We start from the raw sequence: 15,406 nt of genomic DNA on the forward strand, positions 1-15,406 counted from the left end.
GATGTGTCGGTGGGTGTGTGATGTGTGGGCGCGGCTCAAATGCGGGGCATGCCCAACTGCTCGGCCATCCAGTCGGCCGTGCGGTGGCGGTAGCGGTAAGGGCGGTTGTTGGCAATGTGGTTGCCGTCTTCGACGATCAGCAACTCCACCGGGCCAGACGCCTCTTGCGCCATGCGTTGCGTGTCTTGCCAAGGGATGATGCGGTCCAATTTGCCCGTGACCAAAAACAGCGGGCATTCGATTTGTTGGGCCACGCCATTTTTCATGGTCAAGTTGCGGCTGTACTCTTTGGCTTCAGCCTGGGTGGCCAAGTGGCTGCGCACGCGGAAGGCTTCACGGGTGAGGTCTGGCAGTGCATCCCAGGTGTCGCTGAAGTCGTAGGGCCCAGCCAAGCCAATGCAGGCCTTGAGGCGTTTTTCAAATGCTGCTGCTCGCGGTGCGTAGTAGCCACCCAGGCTGACGCCCCACAGGCCAATGCGGGTGCTGTCCACCTCGGGGCAGGTGAGCACCCAGTCGACCATGGCTTTGACGGGCACCTCGTAGTCGCCACGGATCGGGAAGTCGTACTCGGCTTCGCCCTGGCCGGGGCCGTCCACCATCAAGGTGGCGATGCCACGCGACAAAAACGGATGCTCGTAGGCTTCGAGTTCTTCTTTGGCCGAGTCCAAGCCGGGCACCATGATCAACACTGGCGGCTTGACCGCACCTTCTGGCAAGCGCAAGAAGCCCGCCAAGTGACCGTTTTCATACGGAATCTCGACACGCCTTGCCGGTGGCCGCATGTGCGGCAAAGCCAGTTGCTTGCAGGCCACCGCTTTCATGTGGGCGGCGCGCATTTCGTCGATGTCGTGCACCGACACAAACTTGGCAAAGTGGTAGTAGACCGCGGCGCGCGACAGGTGCTCGCTGGCGCTGAGTTTGTAGCCATCGGCCAGCGCCTCGTGGCCCAGGGATTCGTGCACCTCGGCACGCTTGCACCAAGCGCTGGTCCAGTCTTCCCAGCGGTCAATGCCACGGGTGACTTCTTGAAAGTCGGTCAGCAATACGCCGTTCGACACAAACCGGGGGGCCCAATGTGAAATGGCCGATTCAACGCGGGGATCTTTGCTCATGGTGCCTCTGTCAAAAAGTAGGTGAGATGAAAGAAAAAACTCAAATGCCCAAGCCCGACAGCATGGCGCGTGGGTAACGCTCGCCAGCCCGGGACTCAGGGGTGAAGATGGCTTCTAGTTCAGCGCTGTCGTCCGTGCTCAAGGTGAAGCCGGATGCAGCCACGCTTTGTTCCAGGTAAGTCACGCGCTGCGTGCCGGTGATGGGCACGATGTCGTCACCTTGCGCCACTGTCCAGGCCATGGCCAGTTGCGCGGTGGTCAGCCCCAAGCGGTCGGCGATGGTTTGCATGCGCGCCACCAGCGTGAGGTTGTGGGCCAGGTTGTCGCCATGAAAGCGCGGGTGAATGCGACGACGGTCTTTGGGGTCCAAGTCGTCAAAGCTTTGAATGCCGCCGGTCAACAAGCCACGCCCCAAGGGCGAGTACCCCACAAAGGCGATGTTCAGTTGGCGGCACAGCGCGATCATCTCCACCTCGGTGTCGCGGTACCACAGCGAGAATTCGGTTTGCAGCGCGGTCATGGGGTGCACGCGGTGGGCGCGTGTCAGGGTGTCCACGCCTGCTTCGCAGATGCCTAAGTAGCGCACCTTGCCTTGCTCGACCAAGCGAGACATGGCACCCACGGTGTCTTCAATCGGGGTGTTGGGGTCCACGCGGTGCAGGTAGTACAGGTCAATGCAGTCGGTGCCCAAGCGCTTCAAGCTGGCTTCGCAGCACGACACCACGTACTCGGGCCTGGCATTGGTGGCCTTGCTGCCGTCGGGCAAAGTGATGTTGCCAAACTTGCTGGTCACCACGGCTTGGTGGCGTTGGGCGCCCAAGGCCTGGCGCAGCCATTCTTCGTGCAGCCCATCCCAGTAGGCGTCGGAGCTGTCAAAGAAATTCATGCCCAGCGCCAGCGCGCGGTGCACCAGTTGTTTGAACTCGCTCAAGCCGTGCTCGCTGAAGTCTTGAAAGCCCATGCTGTGGCCCAAGCCCATGGCCGAAACCTCAAGGCTGGACGCGCCGAGGCGTTTGCGTTTCATCGCTGGTCTCCGTTGTTGTGGGCGCAGTGTAAGTTCAAACAAACGCCTTGAATCATCTAACATCCAACGCCACCAGCGCCCTCACCACACCCCATCCAGACCATGAATTCCCACGACATTGACCAACGGCTGACCGACTTGGAAATCAAGGCCAGCTTCACAGAAGACCTGGTGGAGCAACTCAACCAAGTGATCTACCAGCAGCAGCAACAGATCGATGCCTTGCTGCGCGAGGTGTCGCAATTGCGTCAGCAAATGCCAGAGGGTGGAGGTGGCCAGACACGCAATTTGCGCGATGAGTTGCCACCGCATTACTGAATTGGGTCACCAAAGCCTTGGCGCGCGCGCGAATTGGGGCGATCAGTTTTGCCGCGTGTACTTGAGCTGCGACAGGTCAAAGCCCTGCGTCTTGGCGCTCAGCAGCGCCGCGTCCAACAGCTCGGGTGGCAACACCGATGTGCGTGACAGCACCCACAGGTAGTTGCGGTTGGGGTTGCCCACCACGGCCCAGCGGTACTCGGGGTCCAGACCAATCACCCAGTAGTCGGCACGAAACGGCCAGAAGAACGACACCTTGAGTTGGGCATTGCCCGTGCCGTCCACCACCGTGGCTTTGCCCAGGGCTTGGGTGCTGCCGTCTGCGGTGTCGCAGCGGTTGGTCACGGCCACACTGCCGTCGGTGTTGCGGGCGTATTCAGCCGTGGTGTTACCGGTGCACTTGCGCTGAAAGAACATGGGAAAGCTGGCAATCTCAAACCACTTGCCCACATAGCGCGCCAAGTCCACGTGGGGCACGCTGGCCACGGGGGTTTCGGCACGCACGGTCAGGCACAACAAGGCGCACGTCAGTGCCATCAAAAATCGTCGAAAAGTGGGCATGGTGTTTGTGTAAAGTCAGCGTTATGAAAAACCATCTTACCCACGCTCTTGGCAGCCTCGCCCTGGCCTTGTCGCTCGGTGCATTGTCGTGCACCAGCGCTTTGGCGCAAAACTCAAGTTTCCCCACCAAGCCGCTCAAAATTGTGGTGCCCAATGCCGCAGGGGGCGCCGCCGACATCACCGCACGCACGGTGGCGCAAAAGTTGTCCGAGGCCTTGGGCCAGTCGGTCGTGATTGAAAACAAGCCCAGCGCCGGCGGCATCGTGGCGGGCGAGCAGGTGGCACGGGCTGAGCCTGATGGCTACACCCTGCTGTTGATCTCCAGTGGCACGGCGGTCAGTGCCTCGTTGTTCAAGAGCTTGCCGTTTGACACCATCAAAGACTTCACGCCAGTCTCTAAGTTGGCCACCTTCGACTTGGTGATTGCCGTGGCCGAAGGCAGCCGTTTCAAAACCTTTGCCGAGCTGATGGCCTATGCCAAAGCCAACCCCGGCAAGCTCAACATCGGCACGCCGCAAATCGGCACCACCCAGCAATTGGCTGCGGAGTTGTTTTTGTCAGCCTCGGGTTTGCAAGCGCAGATCGTGCCTTTCAACGGCACGCCGCCCGTCATCACCGCCCTGCGCGGCGGCAACTTAGACGCCATGCTCGACATCTTGGGCCCGGTGATGCCACAAATCAAATCCAACGCCTTGCGCCCCTTGGTGTTGCTGGGTGACAAGCGCTCGCCCAACTTGCCCGATGTGCCGGTGGTGCATGAGTTCGGTGGCAGCTTGGCCAAGTTCCAAGCCGCGTCTTGGAATGGTCTGGCCGTGCCAGCGCACACGCCACGAGATGTGGTGATGCGCTTGAACCGCGAGATTCAAACCATCTTGCAAATGCCCGATGTCAAAAAGCGTTTGAGCGATGTCAACGTCAACGTGCAAGGCGGCACGCCAGAGCAGGCGGCCGAGTTGCTGGCGGCTGACATACAGCGCTGGCACGAGGTGATTGTCAAAGCCAAAATCGACAAGCAATGACGCAACGCATTGCCTTGATCCATGCCACCGCCTTGGCGATGGCCCCCATCCAGCATGCCTTTGAACGTCTGTGGCCGCAAGCCCAATGCATGAACCTGTTGGACGACAGCCTGTCGCGTGACTTGGCCCATACGGGTAGCCTCACACCCGCCATGGTGCAACGCTTTGTGGATCTTGCCCACTATGTACAGGGCACCGGTTGCAGCGGCGTGCTGTTCACTTGCTCGGCCTTTGGCCCAGCGATTGAGGCCGCAGCCCAAGCCACCGGCTTGCCGACCTTGAAGCCCAACGAAGCGATGTTTGAACAAGCGCTGCAAACCCCAGCCGCTCGCGGTCGGTTGTCGGTGGGCTTGGTGGCCACCTTTGAAGCCTCGCTGGCGTCGATGAGCCTTGAGCTGCATGCCATGGCGCAAGCGCGTGGCCAAGCGGTGGAGGTGCACACCGTGTTTGTGCCCGAAGCCATGGCCGATTTGGCGGCAGGTCAGGCCGAGCTGCACCACCAAAAAATCGCCAAGTCCTTGGCCCAATTGCCGCTTTGTGACGTGGTGATGTTGGCCCAGTTCTCCATGGCCGCCGCCCAACCGCTGGCGCAGCGTCACAGCAGCGTGCCCGTGTTGTCCAGTCCCGATTGCGCCGTCTTGGCGCTGCAACAAGCGATGCACCATGACTGACATTCGAGTCTCTCTTGCGCAGTTGACGCGCTACATCACCACCGCCATGCAAGCCCTGGGGCTGCCCGATACCGACGCCGCCACCGTGGGCCGCCTGATGGCGCAAGCCGACCTGCAAGGGTCTGACGGCCATGGCGTGATTCGCCTGCCGCAGTACAGTCGTCGCATCTTGGCCGGTGGCGTGAATGTCAAACCCAACATCCGCGTGGTGCAAGAGCGCGCCGCCATGGCCTTGATCGATGGCGACAACGGCATGGGCCATTTGGTGATGCAACAAGCCACCGAGCTGGCGATTCAAAAAGCCCGCACCTGTGGCATTGCCTGGGTGGGCAGCCGCTTCAGCAACCACGCAGGGCCTGCTTCGTTGTACGCGCGCATGCCCTTGGCGCACGACATGTTGGGCTTGTACTTTGCGGTGGGCAACGCCAACCACTTGCCCCCTTGGGGTGGCTTGGACATGTTGTTGTCGACCAACCCGATTGCGGTGGCCATCCCCACCGCTGAGGAGGCCCCCATCGTGCTGGACATGGCCACCACCGTGGCGGCTTATGGCAAAGTCAAAGCCAAAGCGCAACGCGGCGAGATGATGCCCGAGGGCTGGATGATTGACCGCCAGGGTCAACCGCTGCTCGACCCCAAGCGCAGTGAAGAAGGTTTCTTGATGCCCATTGGGGGCTACAAAGGCTACGGCCTGTCGCTGGTGGTGGGCATCTTGGCCGGCACCTTGAATGGCGCGGCCATGGGCCGTGCGGTGATCGACTTCAACCACGACGACCACAGCGTGACCAACACCGGCCAAGCCATCGCCGTGATCGACCCTGCGGCCTTTGGCGACGTGGGCGAGTTCAAAGCCCGCGTCGATCAACTGGTGCGCGAATTGCGTGGCAGCGAACGCATGCCGGGTGTCGAGCGCATTTGGTTGCCGGGTGAACAAAGCGAGGCCAAGCGCAGCGCCTATGCGCGCGAAGGCATTCCCATTGCCCCGGCGCTGTTGACCCAACTCAACACCGTGTCCGCGCAACTCAACGTGCCAGCCTTGCTGGACACCTCGGCTTAAAACAACAATTCAGGAGACAGCCATGCAACGACGTGTGTTCCTTCAACAAGGCGTGGCACAAGCCTGTGCCGTCAGCACGCTGGGTGTGGCTGCTGGCGCCAGTTGGGCCCAAGCGGGTTACCCCAACAAACCCATTCGCATGGTGGTTCCACTGGCGGCAGGCAGTGCGGTCGACAACGCGGCGCGGATCGTGATGCAAAAAGCGTCTGTCGGTTTGGCCACGGGCATTGCGATTGAAAACCAGGCCGGTGCCTCCGGCGTGATTGGCACCGACCGCGTGGCCAAGTCGGCCCCCGATGGCTACACCCTGGGCGGCTTCAACGACAGCATCATGACCATGCTGCCCAACTTGAACGCCAAGTTGCCTTGGGACATCGTGCGTGACTTTGAGCCCGTGTCGTTGGTGGCTACCGTGGAGTGGGGCTTGGTGGTGCCCGCTGACTCGCCCTGGCAAACAGCGGCTGATGTCATTGCCGCAGCGCGCAAAGCCCCTGGCAAGATCAACTACGGCTCAGGCGGCAACGGCAGTCCACAGCACATCGCGATGGCCTTGTTTGCCTCGCAAGCCAACTTACAACTCACCCACGTGCCCTACAAAGGCGCCACGCAAGCGGCCGTCGGTTTGGCCGGACGCGAGGTCGATGCAGAGTTCCAAGGCATTGCCACGGTCCATGCTTTGGTCAAGGCGGGCAAGCTGCGTTTGTTGGCGGTCAGTACACCCAAGCGCTTGGCGCAATTTCCTGATGTGCCCACCGTGGCCGAGTCGGGTTTGCCGGGCTTTGAGTTCAACTCGTGGTTTGCCATCATGGCGCCCGCAGGTACGCCCAAAGCCGTGGTGCAAAGGGTGCAGGTGGAGGTGCACAAAGCGCTGGGAGACGCCAGTGTGCGCGAGCAACTCATGGCGCAAGGCTTGACGCCGCGTGGCAGCGGCCCAGAAGAATTAGCCAGTGCTTTGCGTGCGCAACTCGCGCGCTATGAAGCCTTGATTCGGCAAGCGGGCATCACAGCAGATTGAGTGTTGAGAAAGCTCAAGCCTTGGGGCGGTACATCTTGAACAGGTTTTCTGGCCCCACGCTGAAGTAATCAGCAGGTCCACCACCGCGCAACACGTGTTCGGCGCTGGCGGTGTCGTAGATGCCGTCTTTGAGCAGGCGCTCTTCAATGTGCACGCCCACCACCTCGCCCAGCACCAACCAGGTGGGCACTTTTTCGCCATTGAGGCCTTCGAGTTGCAGGATTTGCGTGCAGCGGCATTCAAACGACACCGGGCTTTGTGCGACACGCTGCACCTTCACCACGCGTGAGGCCACCGGTGTCAAGTGGGCCAATTCAAACTCGTCCACCTCGGGCGGCACGGGTGCGCAGGTTTGGTTCATCTGATCGGCGAGTGGGCGTGTCACCAAGTTCCACACAAACTCACCGGTCTCTTGCACATTGCGCAGCGAGTCCTTGGCGCCAATGCTCGAAAAGCCCACCAACGGCGGAATGTAGTTGAAAGCATTGAAAAAACTGTAGGGCGCCAGGTTCAACACGCCCTGGGCGCTCTGAGTCGAGACCCAGCCTATGGGGCGCGGCCCAACGATGGCGTTGAACGGGTCATGGGGCAGGCCGTGGCCAAGGCGGGGTTCGTAGAAATGGGTCATCACGTGGGTCTTTGACTTGTAATATGTTGATTGTGCCCGGCCGTCATGCAGGCGTTTGTCCCCGAAAATACAGGCTTGTTTGTTGACTGGACATGCCATGGCGTTTTCACTGGAGAAATTCGAATCGCTTGCCTACAGCCGCGACCGCGAATTGGGTATGCGGGAACTGCTGGCCTTGCTGCAAGACCTTGACGCCAACTATGGCAATGTGAGCGATCAGTTCCAAGCGCAGCCCCTGCAGTCGGTCTCAGAACAAGACCTGAACCAACACATCTGGACGCGCGCTGCAGCCGCAGCCTCGTGCTTGTTGGCCGATTCGCAATTGTTCTTTGCACCCGAGTGGCGACAAAACGTGCTGGCCCATCACCGGTGGTTGTCCACTTTGTTTGCGGCCACGCCTTTTCGCAATGCAGACCACGTGATGCGCGCGCTCAATGTGCGTGAGGGCAATCAAAAGTCAGACCTCCATCAACTGCAAATTGGCCAAGCCGACTTGCTCAAGTTTTGCCTGCTGTACTCACCCGAGTCCGAGGTGCCGCTGGACCTCGATGCCTTGTGGCAAGCCGACAAAGTCATGGCCGCAGGCCTGTGCTTGGTTTTGATGTCCCCCCGCTTTTTGGGCTCGCCCGCCGCGCACAGCAAGCGCGAGCAAATCTTGCCTTGGCTGAGTCAGCGCTTAGAGCAGATTGACGACATCGAACAATTGCCCTTGGGGGTCATGCACGACCTGTACATGCATTGCAGCTATGCAGACCGGGCCGACAAACACGACATCAAAAAGTCCATCAACAGCCTGATCAAGCGCAAACTCATCGTCAACGGGTTTCACGATTGGGTGGCCGACGAGTTCAAGTCGCTCAAGGCTGCCCCACACAAGCCAGTGTTGCTGGTGGTGTTGGAATGGTTCACCAGCGGCCACTCGATTTACCGCACCCACTCGCTCACCATGGAGGCTGCACGCGAACACTTTCATGTGGTGGCCATGGCTTACGACAACTGCACCGACGAGACCACCCGCAAAGTGTTTGACGAAGTGGTGATCATCCAGCGCCAACACAGCTTGCTGGACCAACTCAAGCACATCCAAAAAGAAGCGCAGCAGCGCAACGTCAGCATTTGTTACATGCCCAGTGTTGGGATGTTTCCGCTGACCATGTGGTTGGCCAACTTGCGTGTCGCACCTCTGCAAATGATGGCACTCGGGCATCCAGCGACCACCCATTCACAATCGATTGACTATGTGGTGGTGGAAGAAGACTACGTGGGCAGCGACCACTGCTTCAGTGAAAACCTCCTCAAGCTCCCCAGCGACGGCATGCCCTACCGGCCGTCTGCCGCAGCAGCAGGGTTGAAGGTGATCGTCAAGCCTCGCCTCAAACCCGATGTGGTGCTGATCGCCATGTGCGCCACCACCATGAAGCTCAACCCCAGGTTCTTGCAAACCTGCGCGCGCATCGTGCAAGAGAGCACGGTGCCTGTGCACTTTCAGTTTTTGATTGGGCAAGCCCAAGGTCTGACTTACCCCAATGTCCAACGTGTGGTGGCGCAGTTTTTAGGTCAACATGCCACGGTCTATCCGCACCAGCACTACACCGCTTACATGGATGTCATTGCGGGCTGCGACATGTTCATCAACCCCTTTCCGTTTGGCAACACCAACGGCATCATCGACACCATCAGCGCAGGTTTGGTTGGGGTGTGTAAAACAGGCCCCGAGGTCCACGAACACATCGACGAAGGTTTGTTTCGCCGACTGGGCCTGCCCGATTGGTTGATCGCCCAAACAGAAGACGACTATGTCCGTGCCACTGTGCGTCTGGCCAACAACCATGAAGAGCGCTTGGCCCTGAGGCAGCAGTACGCCGGTGCCGACAAAGTGACCGTGTTGTTTGAAGGCCGCGCCAGCATCATGGGCGAGAAGTTTTTGCAATGTCTCGATTCCTTGTAAACCTGCTCAGCCCCCAGCGCCAAACGCATGTGGTTGACGTTGGGGCGAACCCGATCGATGGGGACCCGCCTTACAAGACCCTGCTGTCGCAGGGACTGTGCGCGGTCACGGGGTTTGAGCCGCAAGCACAGGCCTTGGCCGAGTTGAATCTGCGCAAAGGCAGTAACGAGACCTACCTGCCCTACGCCATTGGCCACGGCGGCCCAGCCGAGTTGAACGTGTGTCGCTATTCGGGATGGACCAGTTTGCTCAAACCCCGTGTTGCAGCGTTGCAAGTTTTTCCGCAGTTTCAATCCAATGCGACGGTCGAGTCAGTGGTTCAACTGCACACCAAGCGTTTGGATGACGTGGCAGAACTCTCCCCCTTTGACATGCTCAAGATCGACGTTCAAGGCGCAGAGTTCGATGTGTTTGAAAGCGGTCGAGAACGCTTGAAACAGGCCGTGGTGATTCAAACCGAAATTTCTTTCATTGCGCTTTACGAGCAGCAACCTACTTTTGGCACCATCGACCAGGTGTTGCGCAGCATGGGTTTCGTGCCGCACTGCTTTGCACAGATCAAGCATTGGCCCATTGCCCCGCTGACGGCATCACACATCACCTCTGCAGGACCGCAATTGAACCAATTGCTAGAGGCCGACATGGTGTACGTCAAAGACTTTGTGCAACCTGTCACCATGGACAACGAGCAACTCAAACACCTGTGTTTGTTGATGCACCATTGCTATCGCAGCTTTGATTTGAGTGCCCGGTGCATCGACCTCTTGCAGCAACGGGGGGCGTTGCCTTCAGACGCTCTGCAGCGTTATGTCGATCATCTCAATGCGGGGTCTTGACTCAGCGCAAACTCCCTTCACGCAGCATGCCTTTGGTTTCGATGAAGTCGATGACGGCTTGCAAGCCGTCGAGCGTGCGCAAGTTGGTCATCACATAAGGTTTGACGCCTTTGGGTGAGGCGCGCATGCGCTGGGTGTCGGCTTCCATCACCGACAGGTCAGCGCCCACATAGGGGGCCAAGTCGGTTTTGTTGATGACAAACAAATCGCTCTTGGTGATGCCGGGTCCGCCTTTGCGTGGGATTTTTTCTCCGGCGGCCACGTCGATCACATAAATGGTCAAGTCGCTCAACTCGGGGCTGAAGGTGGCGGCCAGGTTGTCGCCACCGCTTTCGACAAACACCACATCGGCGTTGGGAAAGTCCACCAACATGCGGTCGATGGCTTCAAGGTTGATGGACGCGTCTTCGCGAATGGCGGTGTGTGGGCAGCCACCGGTCTCCACGCCCATGATGCGCTCGGCCGGCAAAGCACCACTGACGGTGAGCAGGCGTTGGTCTTCTTTGGTGTAGATGTCGTTGGTGATGGCCACCAAGTCGTACTGCGCGCGCATGGCTTTGCACAGCATTTCGAGCAGCGTGGTTTTGCCTGAACCCACGGGCCCGCCGATGCCCACGCGCAGGGGAGGGAGCTGTTTGGTGCGGTTGGCGATGTGGTGCAGTGTGCTCATGATCTAAACAGTCTGGAGTATTGGGTTTCGTGTTGCGCTGACAGGATGGCCAGCATGGGAGAAAACGCTTGGCGTGTGTCGTCGGTCGTTTGCATGGCATGCGCGACAGCCGGTGCGATGTGTTGAGCCAGTTGCGCCAAGATGCGCTGCCCAGAGTTTTGCCCCAAGGGCACCGACTTGAGGGCGGCTTGCACCATGTTCTCGGCCCAACCAAAGGCATAGGCTTGCAAGCATTGCTCTAGCGGTGCGCCGGTGCGCGACAGGGCCAGTGCAAACATCAGGGGATAGGTGGGCACCAGTCGGTTGCACAGGGCCACGGTGTCGGCATCGATCTGGTCTTGGTTGCGCAACCACTCCAGCATGGATCGGCCCATTTGTTCGGCTTGCAAGCGCAGCTCGGCGCTTTCGCGTGTGGCGTGCACCCATTGGCTGAGGGCGGTGAGGCGTTCGGTGTCATGCGCTTGCCAAGCTGTGACCATCTGACCCAACACCGCCATGTCGCCACGCGATTGCGTGAGGTGCAACTGGTGCACCAACCACTCGGCAGCGCTGTGTTCGTCGTGCACCAAGCCGTGGTCAATGGCAGCCTCTAAACCCTCGGAATACGAGAAGCCGCCAATCGGCAGCGCAGGGGAGGCCAGCCAGATGAGCTGCAACAGCGAGGGCGTGGCGGGCGTGCTGGTCGCAGACACGCGGGGCTCAGTGGGCATGGGGGTGGTCGTGGTCGTGGTCATGCGTGCCGTGTGCATGGCCATGGCTGTGCGCGCCATGTGTGTGCCCCGCATGTGCATGGGCTGTATGCGCATGGCCTTGGCTGCTGTAAGCACCGCCTTCGGGCTCAAACGCTTCTTGCACGGTCACCACGGTCATGTGCATGGCGCGCAGCATGTCGGCCAGCACGTGGTCGGGTTCAATCTTCAGGTGGTCGGGTTGCAACTCAATGGGCACGTGGCGGTTGCCCAGGTGGTAGGCCGCACGTGTGAGGTCAAACGGCGAGCCGTGCTCGGTGCAGGCGGTGATGCGCAGCACCTCTTGGGGCGCTGCCAGCACGCGAATCAGCGAGCCGTCTTCGGCCACCAGCACATCGCCACCGCGCACCAAGGTGCCACGGGGCAAGAACACACCCAAGGCGCGGCCCGACGAGTCGGTGGCGTCGAAGCGGCTTTTTTGCCGCACGTCCCAGTCGAGCTCGACCGTGGTTGCGCGTTTGACCAAGGCAGAGGCCAAGCCTTTGCCGCCCGTTATGCATTTGGAAATTTGAAGCATCAGAACAAAAAGTAACGCTGGGTCATGGGCAGGCTCACTGCGGGTTCACAGGTCAGCAGGTGACCGTCGGCACGCACCGCGTAGGTTTGTGCGTCAACTTCCATGCGCGGCGCATAGTCGTTGTGGATCATGTGACGTTTGCCCACGGTGCGGATGTTTTTGACGGCGCTCAAGGTTTTGTGCAAACCAAAACGCTCGCCAATGCCAGCGGCCAATCCGGCTTGCGACACAAAGGTGAGCGAGCCACGTGCCAGGGCACCGCCATACGCACCAAACATGGGTCGGTAGTGCACCGGTTGTGGCGTCGGGATGGACGCGTTGGGGTCGCCCATGGCGGCCATGGCGATGAAGCCGCCTTTCAAGATGACGGCAGGTTTGACGCCGAAGAAGGCGGGTTTCCAGATCACCAGGTCGGCCCATTTGCCCACTTCGATGCTGCCCACTTCGTGGCTGATGCCGTGCGCAATGGCGGGGTTGATGGTGTATTTGGCCAGGTAGCGCTTGACGCGGAAGTTGTCGTGACGGTCGTTGTCGCCCGTGAGTTTGCCGCGTTGCAATTTCATTTTGTGGGCGGTTTGCCAAGTGCGGATGATCACCTCACCCACGCGGCCCATGGCTTGGCTGTCGGAGCTGAACATGCTGATGGCACCCAGGTCATGCAAGATGTCTTCGGCGGCAATGGTCTCTTTGCGGATGCGGCTTTCGGCGAACGCCAAGTCTTCGGCAATCGACGGGTCGAGGTGGTGGCACACCATCAGCATGTCCACATGCTCGTCCAAGGTGTTGATGGTGTAGGGCCGCGTGGGATTAGTGGAGGAGGGCAGCACATTGGCCTCGCCCACCACTTTCAAAATATCGGGGGCATGGCCACCGCCAGCGCCTTCGGTGTGGAAGGTGTGGATGGTGCGACCTTTGAAGGCGGCCACGGTGTCTTCCACAAAGCCCGCTTCGTTGAGGGTGTCGGTGTGGATGGCCACTTGCGTGTCGGTGGCCTCGGCCACGTTCAAGCAGTTGTCGATGGCCGCCGGTGTGGTGCCCCAATCTTCGTGCAGCTTGAGGCCAATGGCCCCGGCGTTGATTTGCTCATGCAAGGCATCGGGCAGGGCCGCGTTGCCTTTGCCCAAAAATCCCAGGTTCATGGGGAAGGCATCGGCGGCTTGCAGCATGCGCTCTAAGTTCCAGGCTCCGGGTGTGCAGGTGGTGGCGAAGGTGCCAGTGGCCGGGCCGGTGCCGCCGCCGATCATGGTGGTGACACCGCTGGTCAAGGCTTCTTCAATTTGCTGTGGCGCGATGAAGTGGATGTGGGTGTCGATGCCACCGGCGGTGACGATGTTGCCCTCGCAGCTGATGACTTCGGTGCCTGGGCCAATCACGATGTCCACACCGGCTTGGGTGTCTGGGTTGCCCGCTTTGCCAATGGCCACGATGCGTCCGCCTTTGAGGCCAATGTCGGCCTTGACGATGCCCCAGTGGTCGACGATGAGCGCGTTGGTCAGCACGGTGTCCACCGCGCCGCCCGCTTGCGGGCCGCTGCCTGTGCCATCGCGCGTGCGCTGGCTTTGGGCCATGCCGTCGCGGATGGTTTTGCCACCGCCAAATTTGACTTCTTCGCCGTAGCCCCCCGCACGCAGGGTGAAGTCTTGTTCCACTTCAATCACCAAATCGGTGTCGGCCAGACGAACCCGGTCGCCCACGGTGGGGCCAAACATTTCCGCATAAGCGCGTTTGCCAATCGTTGCCATCAGTGTTGTCCTTTGACAGGGGCGTCAACAGCGCCGTTGACCAAACCGCGAAACCCAAACACTTGGCGGTCACCACCCAAGTCGACCAACTCCACCGTGCGCTGTTGACCAGGCTCGAAGCGCACGGCGGTGCCTGAGGCAATGTTCAGTCGCATGCCGCGTGCCGCCGTGCGGTCAAAGCCCAAGGCACCATTGGTTTCGGCAAAGTGGTAGTGCGAGCCCACTTGGATGGGACGATCGCCTGTGTTTTGCACCACCAGGGTCAGCGTGCGCCGCCCTGGGTTGAGGGTGTGTTCGCCCTCGTCGATGAAGAGTTCTCCGGGTGTCATCGTGGCCTCGCTTTTATTTGTCACGGCCTGTGAACCACCACAGCATGGCAGCCACTGCGGCAGCGGCCACAAAGCCCCACGCGTCGGTGGCGTGGAAATGCGAGACGCCTTCGATGCCATGGCCTTCGTGGGCCCAGGCATTCAGGCTGAGTGCGCTCAACAGAGAAAGAAGTTTGTTCATCGGATCGGCTCCACAGCGTGTGACACGCAGCAAAAAAGCAAGGTCAAAGAATGGGTTGGTGCACAGTGACGAGCTTGGTGCCATCTGGAAAGGTGGCTTCCACTTGGATGTCTGGAATCATCTCGGCCACCCCGTCCATCACGTCGGCCCGCGTCAACACGGCGCGGCCTTCGCTCATGAGTTGGGCCACGGTTTTGCCGTCGCGTGCGCCTTCCATGACAGCAGCGCTGATCAGGGCCACAGCTTCGGGGTAGTTGAGTTTCAGGCCACGTGCTTGGCGCCGTTCGGCTAGCAAGGCAGCGGTGAAGATCAAGAGTTTGTCTTTTTCGCGGGGGGTGAGTTCCATGGTCTTGCTACTTGCAACTTGTGTGCCCTATTGTCCCTCGGTGTGGCGCTGCGAATGTGCACGCTTTGGTGCATCAAGCGCGGCATGGCGCACCGTGTCATGCACTTAATTCGTGCGGTTTTGGTGTGTTGAATCGAATTTGTTTGGTTTTGGTGCGGTGCTGACGGGGGTGTGAGGTTGCAGCTTTGTTCTTTATAGGCGTTTGAGATTTCGCTGGGGGCGGGAGTGCTGGCACGGGCTTTGCAGTTAGTGATGCAGCGCGTCGAGTTGTTCCCGCGCGAAGAATTTTCTACTTTGGAGTACACCCATGATGAATCGTCGAGGAAACCTCAAGGCCCTGGCCGCAGCAGCAGCGCTGTCGGTAGGATCGTTTGTCGTCGCGCCGCAAGCCTTTGCTGCCGACACCATCAAGGTGGGCGTGCTGCACAGCCTGTCGGGCACCATGGCCATCTCGGAGACCGTGCTCAAAGACACCGTCTTGATGGCCATTGACGAAATCAACGCCAAAGGCGGCGTGTTGGGCAAAAAGCTCGAACCCGTGGTGGTCGACCCCGCCTCCAACTGGCCTTTGTTTGCCGAGAAAACCAAGCAGCTGCTCGGTCAAGACAAAGTCTCGGTCATCTTTGGCTGCTGGACCTCGGTGTCACGCAAGTCGGTCTTGCCCGTGGTCGAAGAAATGAACG

At 60.0% G+C, this 15,406-nt stretch carries 19 protein-coding genes; 8 read left to right on the top strand and 11 right to left on the bottom strand.

The annotated features are described in order from the left end of the window. Positions 1-35: 35 nt before the first annotated feature. Positions 36-1,112: an alpha/beta hydrolase family protein gene (locus ACKWJN_RS06860; RefSeq protein ID WP_408595605.1), complete on the bottom strand. Its 1,077-nt coding sequence runs from the start codon at positions 1,110-1,112 to the stop codon at positions 36-38. A 40-nt stretch (positions 1,113-1,152) separates the two neighbouring features. Further along, a complete protein-coding gene (locus ACKWJN_RS06865) occupies positions 1,153-2,136 on the bottom strand; it encodes an aldo/keto reductase (RefSeq protein WP_408595606.1) in 984 nt (327 codons plus the stop codon). A gap of 102 nt (positions 2,137-2,238) precedes the next feature. Here ACKWJN_RS06865 and ACKWJN_RS06870 point away from each other — a divergent pair, with 102 nt between their 5' ends. Next, on the top strand, positions 2,239-2,454 hold the full coding sequence (locus ACKWJN_RS06870; RefSeq protein WP_408595607.1) for a SlyX family protein: 216 nt from the start codon (positions 2,239-2,241) through the stop codon (positions 2,452-2,454). 42 nt (positions 2,455-2,496) lie between these two features. On the opposite strand, the gene ACKWJN_RS06875 is transcribed toward ACKWJN_RS06870, so the two are convergent. Further along, positions 2,497-3,015 (bottom strand): lipocalin family protein, encoded by a 519-nt coding sequence (locus ACKWJN_RS06875; RefSeq protein WP_408595608.1) that lies wholly within the window; start codon positions 3,013-3,015, stop codon positions 2,497-2,499. 23 nt (positions 3,016-3,038) lie between these two features. Here ACKWJN_RS06875 and ACKWJN_RS06880 point away from each other — a divergent pair, with 23 nt between their 5' ends. The 4 genes from ACKWJN_RS06880 to ACKWJN_RS06895 are packed head-to-tail and all read left to right on the top strand — an operon-like array spanning position 3,039 to position 6,777. Then, entirely contained in the window at positions 3,039-4,034 is a 996-nt protein-coding gene (locus ACKWJN_RS06880; protein WP_408595609.1) for a Bug family tripartite tricarboxylate transporter substrate binding protein, read from the top strand. Beyond that, positions 4,031-4,705, top strand: coding sequence for an aspartate/glutamate racemase family protein (locus ACKWJN_RS06885; RefSeq protein ID WP_408595610.1), 675 nt, complete (start codon positions 4,031-4,033; stop codon positions 4,703-4,705). The genes ACKWJN_RS06880 and ACKWJN_RS06885 overlap by 4 nt, the downstream gene beginning before the upstream one ends. Further along, entirely contained in the window at positions 4,698-5,762 is a 1,065-nt protein-coding gene (locus ACKWJN_RS06890) for an Ldh family oxidoreductase (RefSeq protein WP_408595611.1), read from the top strand. Before ACKWJN_RS06885 ends, ACKWJN_RS06890 begins: the two co-directional genes overlap by 8 nt. Positions 5,763-5,784: 22 nt before the next feature. Beyond that, on the top strand, positions 5,785-6,777 hold the full coding sequence (locus ACKWJN_RS06895) for a Bug family tripartite tricarboxylate transporter substrate binding protein (protein WP_408595612.1): 993 nt from the start codon (positions 5,785-5,787) through the stop codon (positions 6,775-6,777). A gap of 13 nt (positions 6,778-6,790) precedes the next feature. On the opposite strand, the gene ACKWJN_RS06900 is transcribed toward ACKWJN_RS06895, so the two are convergent. Beyond that, the gene (locus ACKWJN_RS06900) at positions 6,791-7,405 is read right to left on the bottom strand and encodes a flavin reductase family protein (RefSeq protein WP_408595613.1); all 615 of its coding nucleotides are present in this window, start codon (positions 7,403-7,405) and stop codon (positions 6,791-6,793) included. A 97-nt stretch (positions 7,406-7,502) separates the two neighbouring features. Here ACKWJN_RS06900 and ACKWJN_RS06905 point away from each other — a divergent pair, with 97 nt between their 5' ends. Together ACKWJN_RS06905 and ACKWJN_RS06910 are read left to right on the top strand one after the other, a co-directional pair. Next, entirely contained in the window at positions 7,503-9,353 is a 1,851-nt protein-coding gene (locus ACKWJN_RS06905) for a peptide transporter (RefSeq protein WP_408595614.1), read from the top strand. After that, positions 9,335-10,189 carry an FkbM family methyltransferase gene (locus ACKWJN_RS06910; protein WP_408595615.1) on the top strand — a complete coding sequence of 285 codons (855 nt, stop codon included), beginning with the start codon at positions 9,335-9,337 and terminating at the stop codon, positions 10,187-10,189. Before ACKWJN_RS06905 ends, ACKWJN_RS06910 begins: the two co-directional genes overlap by 19 nt. A 1-nt stretch (position 10,190) precedes the next feature. Here ACKWJN_RS06910 and ureG read toward each other — a convergent pair whose 3' ends face one another. Genes ureG through ACKWJN_RS06945 form a run of 7 tightly spaced genes read right to left on the bottom strand, consistent with a single transcriptional unit; the run spans position 10,191 to position 14,723 of the window. Continuing rightward, positions 10,191-10,859 (bottom strand): urease accessory protein UreG, encoded by a 669-nt coding sequence (gene ureG / locus ACKWJN_RS06915; RefSeq protein WP_408595616.1) that lies wholly within the window; start codon positions 10,857-10,859, stop codon positions 10,191-10,193. Further along, entirely contained in the window at positions 10,856-11,569 is a 714-nt protein-coding gene (locus tag ACKWJN_RS06920) for an urease accessory protein UreF (protein ID WP_408595624.1), read from the bottom strand. Before ACKWJN_RS06920 ends, ureG begins: the two co-directional genes overlap by 4 nt. Continuing rightward, positions 11,559-12,125 (bottom strand): urease accessory protein UreE, encoded by a 567-nt coding sequence (gene ureE, locus ACKWJN_RS06925; protein ID WP_408595617.1) that lies wholly within the window; start codon positions 12,123-12,125, stop codon positions 11,559-11,561. The genes ACKWJN_RS06920 and ureE overlap by 11 nt, the downstream gene beginning before the upstream one ends. After that, positions 12,125-13,867, bottom strand: coding sequence for an urease subunit alpha (ureC, locus tag ACKWJN_RS06930; RefSeq protein WP_408595618.1), 1,743 nt, complete (start codon positions 13,865-13,867; stop codon positions 12,125-12,127). The genes ureE and ureC overlap by 1 nt, the downstream gene beginning before the upstream one ends. Then, on the bottom strand, positions 13,867-14,196 hold the full coding sequence (locus tag ACKWJN_RS06935) for an urease subunit beta (protein WP_408595619.1): 330 nt from the start codon (positions 14,194-14,196) through the stop codon (positions 13,867-13,869). Before ACKWJN_RS06935 ends, ureC begins: the two co-directional genes overlap by 1 nt. A gap of 13 nt (positions 14,197-14,209) precedes the next feature. After that, on the bottom strand, positions 14,210-14,377 hold the full coding sequence (locus tag ACKWJN_RS06940; RefSeq protein ID WP_408595620.1) for a hypothetical protein: 168 nt from the start codon (positions 14,375-14,377) through the stop codon (positions 14,210-14,212). A gap of 43 nt (positions 14,378-14,420) precedes the next feature. After that, complete coding sequence (locus ACKWJN_RS06945) at positions 14,421-14,723, bottom strand: urease subunit gamma (protein ID WP_408595621.1); 303 nt, start codon at positions 14,721-14,723, stop codon at positions 14,421-14,423. A 310-nt stretch (positions 14,724-15,033) separates the two neighbouring features. Here ACKWJN_RS06945 and ACKWJN_RS06950 point away from each other — a divergent pair. Next, on the top strand, positions 15,034-15,406 hold a 373-nt coding region (locus tag ACKWJN_RS06950; protein WP_408595622.1), incomplete at its 3' end, for a transporter substrate-binding protein.

It is taken from the genome of Limnohabitans sp. (genome assembly GCF_046052825.1).
Classification (GTDB): Bacteria; Pseudomonadota; Gammaproteobacteria; order Burkholderiales; family Burkholderiaceae_C; genus Limnohabitans.